This window comes from Flavobacterium sp. (assembly GCF_031381455.1).
Classification (GTDB): Bacteria; Bacteroidota; Bacteroidia; order Flavobacteriales; family Flavobacteriaceae; genus Flavobacterium.
Genome location: NZ_JANMXZ010000048.1, coordinates 14,183 through 30,971, shown reverse-complemented (window position 1 = coordinate 30,971; position 16,789 = coordinate 14,183). Strand labels below are relative to the sequence as shown.

Annotated in this window: 15 protein-coding genes and 1 tRNA gene; 7 read left to right on the top strand and 9 right to left on the bottom strand. The window is 34.8% G+C overall.

Annotated features, from left to right (window positions below; genetic code table 11):
• The first annotated feature begins 67 nt into the window (after window positions 1–67).
• Entirely contained in the window at window positions 68–1,537 is a 1,470-nt protein-coding gene (rpoN, locus tag RMN97_RS12060; RefSeq protein ID WP_309614771.1) for an RNA polymerase factor sigma-54, read from the top strand.
• Window positions 1,538–1,547: 10 nt separating this feature from the next.
• Window positions 1,548–2,153 (top strand): hypothetical protein, encoded by a 606-nt coding sequence (locus tag RMN97_RS12055; RefSeq protein WP_309614770.1) that lies wholly within the window; start codon window positions 1,548–1,550, stop codon window positions 2,151–2,153.
• On the opposite strand, the gene RMN97_RS12050 is transcribed toward RMN97_RS12055, so the two are convergent.
• From RMN97_RS12050 to RMN97_RS12010, 9 genes are all read right to left on the bottom strand, one after another.
• Complete coding sequence (locus tag RMN97_RS12050; RefSeq protein ID WP_309614769.1) at window positions 2,148–2,882, bottom strand: porin family protein; 735 nt, start codon at window positions 2,880–2,882, stop codon at window positions 2,148–2,150. The genes RMN97_RS12055 and RMN97_RS12050 overlap by 6 nt on opposite strands.
• Window positions 2,883–2,943: 61 nt before the next feature.
• Complete coding sequence (gene cysK / locus RMN97_RS12045; protein ID WP_309614768.1) at window positions 2,944–3,852, bottom strand: cysteine synthase A; 909 nt, start codon at window positions 3,850–3,852, stop codon at window positions 2,944–2,946.
• Between the two features lie 15 nt (window positions 3,853–3,867).
• Window positions 3,868–4,692, bottom strand: coding sequence for a serine O-acetyltransferase EpsC (gene epsC, locus RMN97_RS12040; RefSeq protein ID WP_309614767.1), 825 nt, complete (start codon window positions 4,690–4,692; stop codon window positions 3,868–3,870).
• 640 nt (window positions 4,693–5,332) lie between these two features.
• Window positions 5,333–5,417: transfer RNA gene (locus tag RMN97_RS12035), tRNA-Ser, on the bottom strand.
• 57 nt (window positions 5,418–5,474) lie between these two features.
• Complete coding sequence (locus RMN97_RS12030; protein ID WP_309614766.1) at window positions 5,475–6,503, bottom strand: asparaginase; 1,029 nt, start codon at window positions 6,501–6,503, stop codon at window positions 5,475–5,477.
• Window positions 6,493–7,629, bottom strand: coding sequence for a 1-acyl-sn-glycerol-3-phosphate acyltransferase (locus tag RMN97_RS12025; protein ID WP_309614765.1), 1,137 nt, complete (start codon window positions 7,627–7,629; stop codon window positions 6,493–6,495). Before RMN97_RS12025 ends, RMN97_RS12030 begins: the two co-directional genes overlap by 11 nt.
• Before the next feature lie 66 nt (window positions 7,630–7,695).
• A complete protein-coding gene (locus RMN97_RS12020; protein ID WP_309614764.1) occupies window positions 7,696–8,463 on the bottom strand; it encodes a TatD family hydrolase in 768 nt (255 codons plus the stop codon).
• Window positions 8,464–8,542: 79 nt separating this feature from the next.
• Entirely contained in the window at window positions 8,543–9,265 is a 723-nt protein-coding gene (locus RMN97_RS12015) for a tetratricopeptide repeat protein (protein WP_309614763.1), read from the bottom strand.
• A 7-nt stretch (window positions 9,266–9,272) separates the two neighbouring features.
• Window positions 9,273–9,851, bottom strand: a complete 579-nt coding sequence (locus RMN97_RS12010; protein WP_309614762.1) for a sigma-70 family RNA polymerase sigma factor — start codon at window positions 9,849–9,851, stop codon at window positions 9,273–9,275.
• Between the two features lie 241 nt (window positions 9,852–10,092).
• Here RMN97_RS12010 and RMN97_RS12005 point away from each other — a divergent pair, with 241 nt between their 5' ends.
• The 5 genes from RMN97_RS12005 (at window position 10,093) to RMN97_RS11985 (ending at window position 16,718) form a co-directional block, all read left to right on the top strand.
• Window positions 10,093–10,536 carry a hypothetical protein gene (locus RMN97_RS12005; protein ID WP_309614761.1) on the top strand — a complete coding sequence of 148 codons (444 nt, stop codon included), beginning with the start codon at window positions 10,093–10,095 and terminating at the stop codon, window positions 10,534–10,536.
• 32 nt (window positions 10,537–10,568) lie between these two features.
• Window positions 10,569–11,552: a hypothetical protein gene (locus RMN97_RS12000; protein ID WP_309614760.1), complete on the top strand. Its 984-nt coding sequence runs from the start codon at window positions 10,569–10,571 to the stop codon at window positions 11,550–11,552.
• An 85-nt stretch (window positions 11,553–11,637) separates the two neighbouring features.
• Window positions 11,638–13,650, top strand: a complete 2,013-nt coding sequence (locus tag RMN97_RS11995) for a PKD domain-containing protein (protein ID WP_309614759.1) — start codon at window positions 11,638–11,640, stop codon at window positions 13,648–13,650.
• Between the two features lie 3 nt (window positions 13,651–13,653).
• Window positions 13,654–16,251: a CHAT domain-containing protein gene (locus RMN97_RS11990; protein WP_309614758.1), complete on the top strand. Its 2,598-nt coding sequence runs from the start codon at window positions 13,654–13,656 to the stop codon at window positions 16,249–16,251.
• Window positions 16,252–16,280: 29 nt separating this feature from the next.
• Entirely contained in the window at window positions 16,281–16,718 is a 438-nt protein-coding gene (locus RMN97_RS11985) for a retropepsin-like aspartic protease (protein WP_309614757.1), read from the top strand.
• Window positions 16,719–16,789: the final 71 nt, after the last annotated feature.

Genomic DNA, 16,789 nt, shown 5'->3' with positions numbered 1-16,789 from the left:
TATAGTTTATGGTTTATAGTTTGTAGATAACTATAAACCACAAACAACAAACCATAAACAAACAAATATGTTAAAGCAGTTTCTAAATCTAAAATTATCACAAAAACTATCACCTCAACAAATTCAGTTGATGAAGTTGATACAATTGCCTACGCAGGCTTTTGAGCAACGACTCAAAGAGGAAATGGTAGAAAATCCGGCTTTGGAAAGTGGTAAAGAAGAGGAAGAATTGTATGAGAAAGATGAATTCGACAATAATGAAGATGATTATGATGATTATGAAGGTAGCGACAACATTGACACTGACGAAATCAATATTGATGAATATTTAAGTAACGACGAAACGCCCGATTATAAATTGCAGGCCAATAATTATAGTGACGATGATGAAGAACGACAAATGCCTTTTGCGGCATCAACAAGTTTTCACCAAGATTTAATCAATCAGTTAAATACTTTTATCTTATCGGATGAACAGCGCGATATCGCTGAATTTTTGGTTGGCAGTATTGATGATGATGGTTATTTGCGCAGAAATGTTCAAGACATTGTAGACGATATGGCGTTTACACAAGGCGTTTATACGGATGAAAAAAGCGTGGAAAAAATTCTGCATATCATTCATGACTTAGAGCCTTCCGGTGTTGGCGCAAGAGATTTGCACGAATGTTTGTTATTACAACTCCGACACAAAACGCCAACAGAATATGTTGATTTGGCAATCAATATTATAGAGAACAATTTTGATGCTTTTACCAAAAAACATTACGAAAAACTTCAGTCAACGTACGAAATTTCGAAAGAGCAACTAAAAAAGGCGATTGAAGAAATTGAAAAATTAAATCCAAAACCAGGTGGTGCTTTTGACAGCAACAGCCGAACGGTAGAACAAATTGTTCCCGATTTTGCTATCCGAATTGTTGATGGCGAATTAGAACTTACGTTGAACGGTAGAAATGCTCCAACTTTGCACGTTTCCAAAGATTATCAGGAGATGCTGCAAACCTATAAAGTCTCCAAAGACAAATCGAATTCGCAAAAAGATGCGGTGCAGTTTATCAAGCAAAAATTGGATTCAGCCAAATGGTTTATCGATGCAATTCGACAACGTCAGGAAACGCTTTTTGTAACGATGAATGCGATTATGCATTTCCAGCAGGAATATTTCCTTGATGGCGAAGAAACCAAATTGAAACCAATGATTTTGAAAGACATCGCCGATATGGTTGGGCTTGATATTTCTACGGTTTCCCGTGTTGCGAATAGTAAATATGTCGACACACCTTATGGCACCAAATTAATAAAAGAGTATTTTTCGGAATCCATGAAAAACGATCAGGGCGAAGATGTTTCTACGCTTGAAATCAAAAAAATTCTGAAAAACATTATCGAAGAAGAAGACAAAAACAAACCTTTGCCTGATGATCAGTTGGCCGAAATCCTAAAAGAAAAAGGCTATCCAATTGCCCGAAGAACCATTGCTAAATACAGAGACTTGCTTGATATTCCTGTGGCCAGAATGAGGAAAAAGATTTAACAATAGCACTTTGAAAAAAATCCTTCCTTTTTTTTCGTATCTCTTTCACCCTATTTTCATTCCGTTTTTAGGAACTTTTTTTTATGTTTTGCTCGAAGCTCGGTATTTTACTTTACCACAATACTTCATTCTTTTTCTGCAAATAATCATCATTACTTTCCTATTACCCATTGCGTTTTTTTATCTCCTGAGAACTTTCGGAAAAATAGAAAGTGTCATGCTTTCTGATATTTCGCAACGTAAAATTCCTTTGTTATTACAGCTAATGCTATTTGCGGTTTTAATAGAAAAAAGCATCACGATTGACCGATTTCCAAGCTTGTATTTCTTTTTTGTTGGAGGATTGTTAAGTACCATTTTTGCATTTCTGTTATTGTATGCCAAATTCAAAGCGAGTATTCACATGATTGGCATTAGTTCACTAACCGTTTTTATAATTGGGTTAAGCATTCATAACCAAATTAACACCATCAATATGGTTACTTTTTTTGTAGTGATGAATGGACTTGTTGCTTCTTCGCGTTTAGTTATGAAAGCACATTCAAATAAAGAATTGTTTGTTGGTTTTTTGTGTGGCGTGATTCCACAAAGTATTTTACTCTATTTTTGGTTATAGAATATAGAACATCAGACCGAAATTGATTGTATTCATATTAATCGATTGACTGTCTATTTTGGCTGAAGATTTAAACAACGGATTTAACCCATAATAAGCAGAGAAATTCCAGGTATTCCAACCAAAAGCTAAATAAACTCCATATTGAAATTGATTCAAATCCTTATTGTTAGAAATGGTAACTGTCCCGCTTGACGAAACCGATTTGTATTGGTCATAAAAAAGATAACTCAATTTTACTCCAGAATGAACGCGCCAAAATATATGACTTTCAGGAGTCGAGTTTCGCCATCTGAATTCTATAGGCAAATCAATATAATGAAATGATAATTTGTTTTTGGTAAATGAAACCCCAGAATCCAAAACCTGATAGGTATATGCCCCATTTGTTTCTGTAATTCCTAAATTTTGATTGTAAATCGCCAATGTATAGCCCAAACCAGCTGCTATAGAAACTGTTCGTTTTTTATTAATGGGCATATCTCTCAAAAAACCAATAGCAATTCCCGGAGAAAGTTTGTTTTGGGTAATACCATCAGGACGCTTCTGTAATGCGTTATAAGTAATGTTTAAATAAAATTGGTCTTCGCGATATAACGAATCAATGGCATCAAAATCAATTTCATCTTTAACCTCTTTCTTGATTTCAGTTTCCTGAGCAAAAATGCTAAGCGTAGTAAAAAATGTTATGATGAAAAGACCGATTCGCATACTGATGTTATAAGCCATAAACTTACGAAAAAACACCTTTGCAAAAAGGTGTTTTTTATGAAATATTTTGATTGAAAAATTAAAACAATCCTTCTATGGATAAATATCTTTCTCCTGTATCATAATTAAAAGTCAATACACTGGCATCATTTGGAATCTCTTGCAGTTTTTTGGCAACAGCCGCCAAAGAAGCTCCCGAAGAAACGCCAACCAAAATTCCTTCTTTTTTGGCAATAGCTCTGGCAAATTCGTAAGCTTCATCTTTACTCACTTGAATGATTTCATCGATAGCAGCGGCATGATAATTTTGAGGAATGAACCCGGCTCCAATTCCCTGTATTGGGTGTGGCGATGGACTACCACCGCTTAATACAGGAGATAATTCAGGTTCGACAGCAATGACTTTTAGATTTGGAAATTTTTCTTTTAAAACTTCGGAAACACCTGTAATGTGCCCGCCAGTTCCAACTCCGGTAATGATATAATCCAATCCTTCAGGGAAATCGGCTAATATTTCCAATGCTGTAGTAGTTTTATGAATATCAATATTCGCTTGATTTTCAAATTGTTTTGGTGACCAAGAGTTTGGGGTTTCGTTAACGAGTTCCGCTGCTCTTTCGATAGCACCTTTCATTCCTTTTTCACGAGGTGTCAATTCGAATTCAGCTCCGTAGATTTCCATTAGTTTTCTTCTTTCGACACTCATCGATTCGGGCATAACCAAAATAACTTTGTATCCTTTTACGGCAGCTACCAATGCTAATCCAATTCCGGTGTTACCCGAAGTTGGCTCAATAATGACACTATCAGGGTTTAAAAGCCCTTTCTTTTCAGCGTCTTCAACCATAGCTAAGGCAATTCTATCCTTGATACTGTTTCCTGGATTGTTTCGTTCCAATTTTATCCAAACATTTCTGTTTTCAAATAATCGACTCAATTTTACAACGGGCGTATTGCCGATGGTTCCTAAAATGTTGTTTGCTTTCATATGTTTTTTATTAAATTAAATACTAAAATTTATTGCTTCAGGGAAGTTTTGAATATTTTTTATAATGATTTCACTTTTATGAAAAACTAAAGATTGTGCCGGAATAGAATTCGTAATCCAAACATTCCCGCCAATTACAGCGCCTTTACCAATAGTGGTATTGCCTCCTAAAATAGTGGCATTGGCATAAATCACAACATCATCTTCTATAGTAGGATGACGTTTTTCTGAGGCTTTGTCTTTGCTTACTGTCAACGCTCCCAAAGTTACGCCTTGGTAAATTTTTACATTTTTACCGATAACTGCTGTTTCACCTATTACTATTCCAGTTCCATGATCAATAAAGAAACTTTCTCCTATGGTTGCTGCTGGATGAATGTCGATTCCTGTTTTGCTATGGGCATATTCAGCAATGAATCGGGACAAAATAAACACGTTTTTCTTCCATAAAACATACGCAACCCTATGCACTGTTATGGCAAAAAAACCTGGATAAGCAATCAAGACTTCATTCCTTGATTTGGCAGCTGGGTCAAAAGCCAAAATTGTTTTTAAATCCTGCAAAAGCTTTTTGTAGACTTCACTAATAGTACTGAAGAAATCTTCTGTTAACTGAGTTGATTCCTCATTTGAAAACTCTTCTTGCTCTAATAATTCTTTTAAAACCGTTTTTAGTTCAACCTCTTTTTGTTCGAAAAAATCATATTCAATATATTCTTTGTTGGAACAAAACAGCCAATAGGTTAGTTCATTGATCCAATATTTAGCTTTCTTTTTATTCAGCAAAATTCTCTTTTCCAGAAAATTGGATTGGTATATTGCTTTGTTTACTGATTTCATAGTATAAAATTTGATTTTGAGAATGCTCTAAAAACAAAAAACCCTTCAAAAAATTGAAGAGTCTCATTGTTTAAAAACTATATGATAGCATTAGTCCATAACAAATGACTCCTCTTTTTTTGAGAAACAACAACAAATACTGTTATGGAAAAAATTTGATTTCATTTGAATTATATTACACAAATATGGCAAGATTATTCTGGTTGTGCAACTTTTTGAAAGAAAATTTAACTTTAGTCTAGCTAAAAAAGCCCAAGTAAAGTAATCTTGGCCGATAAAACCTTAGCCTTTGCAAGGCTAGCTTTTTGTTTTTCAGAGCGCTTACGAAAGTAAACTTTCGCCTTTCATAGTAAAAGGGATTACCTGCGGTGATCCCTTGGCGGGAAATCTTGGGCGATAAAACCTTAGCCTTTGCAAGGCTGGCTTTTTGTTTTCCTCATCGCTTACGAAAGTGAACTTTCGACGAGATAGGTTTCATAGTAAAAAGGGATTAGCTACGCTGTTCCCGTTTGGGGAATCTTGTGCGATAAAACCTTAGCCTTTGCAAGGCTGGCTTTTTGTTTTCCTCATCGCTTACGAAAGTGAACTTTCGACGCGCTGTGAAAAACAAAAAACCAAAGCTACCGCTTTGGTTTTATCGCAGAAAGGAAGGGATTCGAACCCTCGTTATGTTACCATAAACACGCTTTCCAAGCGTGCGCCTTCAGCCACTCGGCCACCTTTCTATTGGGATGCAAAGAACAACAAATTTTTTCAGTAAAAAAAGTTAGTTTAATAATTTATTACTGCATTTCGCCACGAAGAGAGGTCTCAAAAATAGTTTTAAAAACAGCCGGAGCTACATTTTGCCCCAACAAGTACATCAGTTTTGTAACGGCAGCTTCCGTAGTAATGTCTTTTCCAGAAATAACTCCTATTTTCTTCAATTGTGAACTGGTTTCATATTGCCCCATGTTAACACTTCCACCAGAACATTGGGTAACATTGATGATGTACAACCCTTTTTTTATGGCTTTTTTCAAGGTTTGAATAAACCATTCTTCTGTTGGTGCGTTACCCGAACCATAGGTTTCAAGGAGTATTCCTTTTAAATTTGGAATTTCAATAATCGCCGATAAAACAGATTCATTAATGCCCGGGAACATTTTTACAATCACTACATTACTGTCCAATTTTTTATGGACTACTAATTTTTTGGCCGATTGCTTTGGCAAAACCAAATTGGTATTAACATTCAAATGAACTCCTGATTCTGCTAACTGTTGAAAATTGGGCGAAGCAAACGCTTTAAAATGTTCCGCATTTATTTTTGTTGTTCGGTTTCCGCGATATAATTTGTATTCAAAATACAAACAGACTTCATGTATTACGGATTTCCCTTTTTGTTGCAACGAGGCGATTTGTATAGCCGTAATCAGATTTTCTTTAGCATCGGTTCTTAAATCTCCTATTGGCAATTGAGAACCTGTAAATACAACCGGTTTATTCAAATTCTCTAGCATAAAACTCAAGGCTGATGCAGAATACGACATCGTATCCGAACCGTGAAGCACCACAAATCCATCAAAGTTGGCGTAGTTGCTTTCAATGATTTCTGCAATTTCAATCCATTTTTCCGGATTTATATTCGAGGAATCAATAGGTTTTTTAAAGGAAATCGTTTCGATATCGCAATCCAAATGCTTGAGTTCCGGAATTTTTTGCAATAGCTTTTTAAAGTTGAACGCTTTTAAAACACCCGTTTCAAAATCTTTTATCATACCAATAGTTCCACCGGTGTATATTAAAAGTATGTTGGGTTTAGTTTGCATTCAAATATTTTGATTTATTCACCACCGGATTGGCATACATCGCTAAAAAACTTTCTACCATTTGCGGATTGTTTACGTCAATCTTCATTTCCAGTCTTCGTTCAAACAATGATTTTTCGTTTTCTGTATAGAAATGGCTATAGGTATTGGATTTATTCAATAAATCATATGCTATATAATTCGTTGGCCAAAGTTTATAGCTCTGCAAAATGGAGTCGTCAATAGTCTGCGCCAAAGCCTGAACTTGCTTATTTGTGTTATCAAATTCTTGTTCAATTTTATCTAATTCGGCATCTAAAATATCGCCAACATGAATGTGAATGTGTTTCTTTTGACCGATTATTCCGCTTAACAGTGTAATAAAATCTTCATTTTTTTCCTTGATGTAAATTTCGTCATTGGCTTCGGCAATTAACTGGGGCATTTTCAAAGCATCGGTTGGGTCATATTCATACGAAATCGAAACAGGAACAATTTTTATTTTCTTAAAATAGTCAATTAAATTAACTTCATCTGAACCCATTGCCAGCATTTTCAATACGCCGGAATGTGTTGCATCGTTACCATCTTTTGTTCGCCCTTCGCGTTGCGCAATCCAAACCGAACGATTTTCACGCAACAATAATTGTCCGATGTATTCCGATAGCAATTTTGAACTTTCCAACAATTCCCTTGGGGACAAACCTCGTTGTACTAAAAAATTTCTATTGAGTTTTGATAGCGTTTTTATAAATGATTTTTTAACCAAATTATCTCCGATTGCTGAGGCTGTCATCACTAATCCGTGATCAAATAGCGCAACATTCAGTAATGAAGTGTCTAAAATAATATCTCTGTGATTGGAAATAAAAAGATACGATGTGTTGGGCTGCAATTTTTCAAAACCCGAAGTAGATAATCCTTCCGAGCTTTTTTCCAATACTTTTTGAATGGATTGATAGATGAAATTACATTGAAAATCACGAATTGAATGTGTTTTTTTGAGTTGATTTTTCCAAACTTCTTCTTCCACATCTGGGAAAGTGAAGCTCATCAACGCCTTCATCATCGGATGATTTACAGCCGATTGAATGGCTTCATTGACTTCGGCATCATAAAACGGTCGAATCGGATCAAATCTTTGCATCTTGGCTTACAATTTAGCAGGAACAAATGAACAAAAAAAAAGTCAATTTTTGTTAGATTTTTTGGCTTAAATCCCAAAAACTTGTTTAGAATTTTCGGTCGTAATTCGGGCAATTTCTTCTATTTGCAAATCATATATAGAAGCTAATTTTTCGGCAACCAATTTGGTATAGCTGCTTTCGTTTCGTTTGCCACGAAATGGAACTGGAGCTAAATAAGGCGAATCGGTTTCGAGAACAATGTGTTTCAAATCGATTTCATTTAAAAACTGGTCAATCTTTCCGTTTTTAAATGTTGCAACACCACCAATTCCGAGTTTCATATTCAAATCGATGGCTCTTTTGGCTTGACCAAAATCGCCGGTAAAACAATGAAAAATTCCAAATAAATTAGTTGCTTTTTCGCTGTCTAAAACTTCGAAAACTTCATCAAAGGCATCACGACAATGGATATTGATCCCTAATTTATATTTTTTGGCTAATTGAATTTGGTGTTGAAATGCGTGTTGCTGTTGTTTCAAAAAGGATTTATCCCAAAACAAATCGATCCCAATTTCGCCAATAGCGTAAAACTTTCTTTTTGTTAATTCCGTTTCTACATGTGCCAATTCTTCCAAATAATTTTCTTTGACATACGTTGGATGCAAACCCACCATCAAGAAAATATTCTCTGGAAACTGCTCTTCTAAATCATACATTTTTTGCGTATAACTGGAATCAATAGACGGAACGAAAAAGCGAGAAACTCCGTCATCAATGGCTCGTTGAATCATTTCGGTTCTGTCGCTTTCAAATTCTTCAGAATAAAGATGCGTGTGTGTGTCGGTTAAAATCATTAGTGAAAAGTAGCTAAGTTTATATAAATATCCGTTCGCCATTACATGGCTCGGGTCTGAGTGACTAAGGTACTAAGTTCTAATCCAAATCCTTTAATAGCTTTTGCGCTTTTGTATAATCTTCTGCATCTACCGGAATTTGTTTTAAGTAGGCTTTGCATTCGTCAAATTTCTTTTGTTTCAAATTAGACAACGCCAAATACCACGTCGCTTTGTCTTTATAAACGGAATTGCCATTTTTTAAAGAGCTTAATATTGTTTCTGCTTTTGTATAGTTGTTGGTTTCAATTAAAGAAATGGAATAAAAATACAGTAGTTCAGGATTATTGATATGTTGTAATTTCTCAAAAGAAGTTATTGCATTTTGGTATTGCTTCTCATTAAAGAAATCCTGCGCTTCTTTAAGATTGGTATCGTTGTCACCTCTTTCTACAAATTGAGCCGTTTCATATTGATTGTATTCGCTGTATTTTGGGTCATTTTTTGTGAATGTGAAAATTCCCAATCCGATAACCAAACAAGCTGCAACAGCATAAAACCAAGGTTTAAATGCAATGACTTTTGATTTGTTTTTGATAGTTTCTGTGAAATGTCCTTTAGAAATAGCTTCTAAATTTTTCTTGAAATTGATAGTTTCGGCAGAAAATTTATGTGATAATAACTGTGTTGTCCCTTTATACAAATTAAACTGCTGTTTGAATTTAGCATCGTTATGTAGCTTTTCTTCAAAGAGTATTTTTTCGTCGGTAGGCATTTCGTTAGCGAGGTAACTTTCAAAGCCAATGTATAGTTCTTCGTTCATGGTATTCCTAGTTTATAGATCGAAATCTGGGTGATTGCTGTATCATTTCGGTTAACTGGCCAGTACAAAGTGATTTCTTTTTGCGCACATAACCATAAGTCACATTCAGTTTTTCGGCTACTTCTTCCATAGTTTTTGTGACAAAACTAAGTTTGAGTACTTCCTGGCATTTCTCACCAAGTTTTTGAAACATCTCATCAAACAATGATTGTTTTTCGTCAAAGACTTCGGTTTGGAATGTCATTTCCTGAACAGATTCATCTATAGATACATTATCATCCTTTAATGTTACCTCTTTATTGGATGATTTTTTTAATTCATTGAGCCATCTTCTTTTACAAAGTAGAAAAAAATAGGCGTCAAACGGACAGGTAAGTTGCAATCCGTTGGTTTTGGCTTGGTTATAAATTGTGATTAATACTTCCTGAATTACATCCTGCGCTTCATCGTCATCACCACTATTTGTTCTGATGTAGTTTTTGACTTTGGGCACGAACTTTTTATAGATAGATTGAATTACTGCAGAATTGTTTTGGACTAATCCGTCAATATATAGTTGGTCGGGATGCAACTTTGTTTCGGTCATGAGTGCCTAATTTATTACTTCGTACAGTTCGCCCTTTCGGGCTCGAGTCTGCTAATTTAAAAAAATAAAACTATTTGGGGTAACAAAGTTTTAATCGTGTTGATATAAGGATATAAAGTTCATCAATATACTGTTTTAAAAGATTCTTTAAAAAAAATCAGAATCATGGGTAACAAATTAAAACACGAATTGATATAACTATATAAAACAAAAATTAACAACAATTAAAACACTAGAAATCATGAAAACAACATTTAAAAACATCGCATTATTATTTTTAACAACAATCGCTTTAGCAAGTTGTACTCCTGAAGCACAAACTACAACTGCAGCACTAAAAAATGTTGCGCCTGAGAATGGCAAATCATTTTCAGCAGACGAAGCATCACAACCAATTAGTTTTAGATGGACACCACTTGTGCCAAAACCACAAACCGTAATTTATAGATTAAAAGTATGGCAGTTAATGCAAGGTCAAAATAGCGCAGAAGCTATGAGAACCAATCCACCAATCGTCACAAAAGATGTCGATAATATTACCCAAACTACAGTTGCCGGAATCTATACCGGTCCGTGTAGACCTCCTTACTTATGTGATTATGTTTGGTCAGTAGAAGCAATTACTATAAATAATGGAACAATAACCACAACTGTTATCAGTAATCCAACCGCATTTTTCTTTTAATAATTAATATAAAATATAAAAACTTAGAAATCATGAACACAAATTTTAAAAACACCGCATTATCCCTTTTCGCCTCATTAGCCATTGCAAGCTGTTCAACCGACACTCCAGATGGAAATCAAATTCCAACTGCATTAGAGTTTAGCAATCTTAAACAAACCGCTCTAGAAAATGTTACACAACAGTTTACTCTTAACGCAGGAGGTGGCTCTGTAACTTTTACATCCGCAAAAGGAGTAGAATTAACCATCAACGGTGACTGCTTAACCTTAAATGGACACCCAGTTACAGCAGGTCAGGTAGCTATTGAATACGCCGAAGTCTTTGACAAAGGAACAATGTTGGTAACCGATAAACCTACTATGGGTAGAAAACCAAACGGCGATATGGCTTTGATTATTTCTGGTGGTGAATTTTATATAAACGCTACTCAAAACGGTCAACAATTGGAAATTACTTGTCCAATGCAATTGAAAATTCCGGCTGATTTAACTGGTGGACTTGAAACCGGAATGTCACTTTGGGATGGAACCATTGATGAAGATGGAAATTTAGACTGGGATCAGCGAGATCAAAATCCTGCCGGAGGACAAGGTGTATTTGGCGAAGGACAAGGTGCCAGTGCTGCTTACTATGCTTTCTTAAATGATTTTGGTTGGACTAATGTGGATAGATTCTATTCGGATCCAAGACCAAAAACTACCATACTTGCTGAAGCTCCAACTGGTTATGATTTTGAAAACAGTGCGATTTATTTACACTACGATGGTGAAGGAAGTGCCTTAGCTAAACTCGATACTTACAATGCCGGAACCAATCAGTTCTCTGAACATTACGGACAAATACCAGTAGGATTAGTGGCACATGTAATTTTTGTAACAGAAGATAATGGAAACTTCAGATATGCCATCAAAGCAGTTACCATTGCAGCCGGAGATGTTTATGTTTTCTCTAATGCCGAAACTACTGTTGGAACCGAAGCACAACTGATAGCAGCGATAAACGGTTTGCCTTAAATCGAAGCAAGGTAAATTCCTTTGGAAAAAGTGGTGACTAGTTCACCACTTTTTCCTATTTTTATAGATCTTAAACCTTTTGACCATGAAGAAATTAAAAATACTATTATTCGTTTTACTTTTCTTTTATCCCAAATTTGTTGAAGGGCAAACAAAAGTAAAAGACACCATAACCCGAAAAGCCACTATCAATTATGATAAAAAAGGAAATCAGGTTATTTTTAAACCCGAAGTTCCGCCTTTAATTCAGGTTGCCGGAGCACCAAAAGCAAGTTTTAGTTATTTCTGGGAAATGGGTGACGGAAGTTTTAGCAAAGAAGTAACTCCAAAAAAAGTCTATAAAAAACCAGGCGAATACAAAATCAACTTAGCCGTAACCAATAATTACGATAACGGAAAACCTCCAAAAACCCGACCAAAAACAGTTGCTGTAACTGAAATTACCGAAACAAAATATGATGAAATAGCATCTATAGAAACATTGGATGGTTTTAATCTTTTCACAAATAGAGATCCCGTTCCTGAAGAAGAAATGGTGCTAGCCATCAGCTATCAAAATCTTTTAGATTACACCACCAATGGCAAATTATATCTTTTTTATAATGACAAGGAATTCAAAAACAAAAATTTCGAACTGCTGGAAACAAGAACACATTTCGGGGAAAAAGAAATAAATGAAACCGGAATTGCATGCGTAGATGATTTTAATAATTCCAATCAGAATGTAGCTTCATCAGATTATTATCCTTCGTTTAGGAATTCGTTTTCAAAAGACGAAGAGAATTTAGAACTCAGTTTAGCCGAAAGCAAAATGCTCTTTTCGGATGTAAAGGTTTTTGAGTTTGACAACATGGAAGCCAAACAAACTCGAAACATGTTCTTTACTTTCAAGACCACTAAGGAAATGGTAAAAGACACCAGCGCCATTGTTAAAATACGAAGCATTTATGTCCCCGACAGAAGTTACAAAAACCACAAAAAGAAAACCCTCGAAATGGAAATCGTAACCTCTCATGACCCAAATAAAATGTCGAGTAATGGCACATCGATGAATTATCGTTTGGTACGATTTAAAAACCTGAATTTTAAAACCCGTTTTCAAAACGATGGCGAAGGTCCGGCCAGAATGATTCGGTTGGAAACGGATATTCCGGACATGTTTGATAAAAAAACATTACAAATTGTAGACTCGTATCCCAAGTGTTCCATTTGTCCCAAAGGCGAAGAAGTAAATTATAGCTGTTTGGACACGATTATTAAGAAAAACCAAATTCATTTTGTCTTTAAAAATATTTACGTTCCGGGAAGCAATCAAAAAAATGTAAAGGAAAAAGACAGTACCAAAGGATTTGTAAAATATACGATGAAATTTGCCAAGGATTTTCACAAGCAAACAACGCGAAGTAAAACCGCCATTATATTTGATAAAAATGAACCTGTGATTACCAATTATGCTGTAACGCGATTCAAACCGGGAATTTCTATTGGTGTCAGAACAGGCTATAATTTGTTTCCCGACCAGGAAAATTCAAAGAGTTATTTTCTTGGTGCTACCATTTCTCCGTATAAATCCTATCGCTTTTATTGGCAATCCGAATTGTATTACAGCTATTTTGAAAGTAATTTTTCGAGTGTATCGGACTTTCAACAGGTTCCGTTTAATCCTCCCGTTTTAATGAACGGAACAATTTATGACACGGGTTTTACGCAAACATCTATAAACTCAAAGACCGTCAAAAATATTGTAGAAGTGGTGCCTGTTTCCTTGAGATACAACATCAACAATTATATTGGTCTTGGCGTTGGCCCACAATTTTCTGTACTGCTTAGTCAAACCGATGAACTGAACCGAACGCGAAAAATTTATGCGCCAATTTTCACAACAACTCCACCTTCGCCCGGTGAAGAAATAGAATCAATGAGAACGAGTAATTCGCAAAAAAATACTACCAACGCCTTTGAAAAAATGCAAACAAGTATTTTTGCCGATGCTACTTTTGGCTTTGCACGAATTGGTCCGAGTTTTGGAATCCGCTATTATCTCAACTTTGAAACAGATTTTAATTACTGGCAGTTTTACGCGATTTGGAAGTTTTAATTTATGCAAAAAATAATCCTTCTTTTCCTATTCACTTCATTCGTGTTTTCCCAAAGTAAACCAAGCGCTTTAGAGGATAAAATCTATAATTCGGTTGATGCTTTTGTGGCAAATCCAACTGTTGAAAGTTTACATAAATTAGAAGTTTCAGAAAAAACATTTAGCCCAAAATCAAAGTCAGAATGGTTGGCATTTGTCATCTTAAAATGCAACAAAGCCTACTATGAAAACCAATTGGGATTTACAAATAAAGCGATTTCTAATTATGAAATGGCTTGGCAATTATATCAAAAAAAGGAACTCTCAAATTACGATATTATTGAATCTTGTTTGCAGCCTTTGGGAAATTTGTATACCATTATTGGTGACTATGAGAATGCCGAAAACACAATCAAACAGTATTTTTATATCGCCAATGTAACAAACAATCAACAACAGAAATATTCCGCAATTTTAAATCTTTCCAACGTATATCAAAATACCGGAAAGGTAAACGAAGCCATTGATTTGCTGGAAAAAACAATTGCAACAGAAAAACTGACCAATGCTCAAAAAGGTCTATTATACACCAATTTAGGCAACAATTATTTCTTGAGTACAGACGCCTTTGTCATTAAAGGAAATCCATATACAAAAGGTGAAGCTGCTTATAAAAAAGCAATCGCATTATTAAAATTAGATAAAAATCAAGCGGAAACCTTATCGACTGCTTATCGAAATTTAGCCAAAAGATGTGCGGTTACGCAAGAATACGACTTGGCAAATTCCAATATGGAAAACGCAAAAGCCGCGTTCGGATTAATTCCGAATTTGGAACCCCGAAAAAAAGCGCAATTCTATTTTGATGAGGCCATTTTACAATTCAAACAAAAGAAAATAACAGAAACTTCTCAAAGCATTTCGACCGTTTTTAAAATTCTGATTCCTTATTACTCAAAGTCGAAAACTGTATTGCCAAACAGGAATTCATTGTATGCAGAAACCGTTTTATTGGATGCATTAGACTTACAATCCGAAATTTATCTGGAAAAAAATCAACCTAAAAGTGCATTAGAAAGTTATGGTTTAGCCTTTCACATTGAAGGTTTATTTCAGTCACTTTTGGTGTATGAAAACTCTAAAATCATCACACAAATCAGAAATAGAAATCGCACCGAAAAGTGTATTGCAATCTATTATTCCTTATATCAAAAAGAAAAGAAGAGTAGCTATTTGGAAAGTGCTTTTTTACTTTCGGAACAAACCAAATCGGCGATTTTAAAACAAGCCATTTCCAATTCTAAGACACGTTCAAGAGAAGAAAAATTAATTTTAGAGCAACTTCAAAATTGGAATACCATTATTGTAAAAGAACAGCAAAAATTACAAAAGGCTGATATTTCAAAAATTAACGAAGCCATAAAAAAACAAAATGAATTGATGCTTTTACTGAAATCAAAAACAGCATCAAAAGCAAATGAGAAAAAGGAATTTATTCTGACGGATTTGTATTCCAAACTCGACAAAGACAATGCTGTAATGGTTGAGTATTTTTTTGGTCGTGAGAACATCTATGTTTTTACTATTGAAAACAAGAATATTAAACTGGATTTTATCCAGAATGATCATACTGCAATACCTAAATTGGTTCACTTTATCGATTTCTTTAGCAGCTCCAATACGATTTCTGATAATCCTTCAGCTTTCAATCATTTTTCAAATGTCGCTTATACTATCTTAAAACTTCCAAAAATAATCACAAATAAAAACCTTATCATAATTCCCGATGGCATCTTAAATTTTCTGCCTTTTGAAGCTTTAATCACAAGCGAATCATCTACTACTAATTTTGCTAAAATGCATTATTTGCTTACTGATTTTAAGGTTGGATACAATAATTCAGCTGATTTTTATCTGAACGCGTTTCCATTTCAGCACAAAAAACAAATAGTTTTGGGTGTATTCCCGATATTTGAAGGAACCAATATGGAATTAACTTTTTCTAAGAAAGAACTTCAAAATATAAAGGCCAATTTTGATGGAAAATATTTGGAAAGTCAAGATGCGAGTTTCGAAAATTTCATGCAAAATGCAGCCAATTATTCAATACTTCATCTTTCAACTCACGCTTCTTCGGGTGATATTTCAGAACCCGCAAGCATCAAATTTTATGATCAGGAAGTTTTATATTCTGAATTTTATAATCTGAATCTAAATCCGGATTTAGTCGTTTTAAGTGCTTGTGAAACCGGAATTGGTAAACTCTACAAAGCAGAAGGCGCAATGAGTGTTGCGCGTGGATTTCAATTTGCCGGAGCACAAAACTTGCTTTTTTCTCTATGGAAAGTTAATGATTTTACGACCTCTGTTATGATGGAGAAATTCTATAATAATGTAAAAAAAGGACAATCGTATTTCGATTCGAATCATCAGGCAAAACTTGATTTCCTTTACGATGAAACCATATCAAACACAAAAAAATCGCCTTATTATTGGTCCGCATTCGTGTATTATGGAACCTTGGGAAATCCATCGCAAACAAATTATTTTTTATGGATTTCTTTATTCGGAGGAATAATTGGTTTACTATTGTTGTGGAAACTGTTTTTTAGAAAAAAATAACTCGTTTCTGTCCATTATGATTACATATTATGAAACAACTTCAGGAAGTTCTCAAAAAAGAAAAGTACAAGAAAATAAATTTTAAGGTTTCAAAAACCCAGCATTTGTTGGTTAAGGCGACTATAAACGGAGTTTCGGGAAATTTTATTTTAGATACCGGTGCTAGCAATAGTTGTGTTGGTTTTGAAAGTATTGACCGTTTTAATCTCAAAGCCGGAAAATCAAAAACCAAAGCTTCGGGTGCTGGAGCAACCGGAATGTTTACGCAATTGGCAAAAAACAATTCGCTCCAAATTGGTCGTTGGAAAACTGCCGATTTTCATTTGGTTATTTTTGATTTGTCACATGTCAATGAGGCGTTGCAACAATACAAGGCCAAACCGGTTCATGGCATTATTGGTGCCGATATTTTATTAGAAGGCAAAGCGATTATTGATTATTATAATCATTGTTTGTATTTGAAGTAACCTTTTTTAGTCTTTTTATTACATTCGTAAGCAACCAATTACAAGATTGCTCATCTCACTTTAAACCTCTA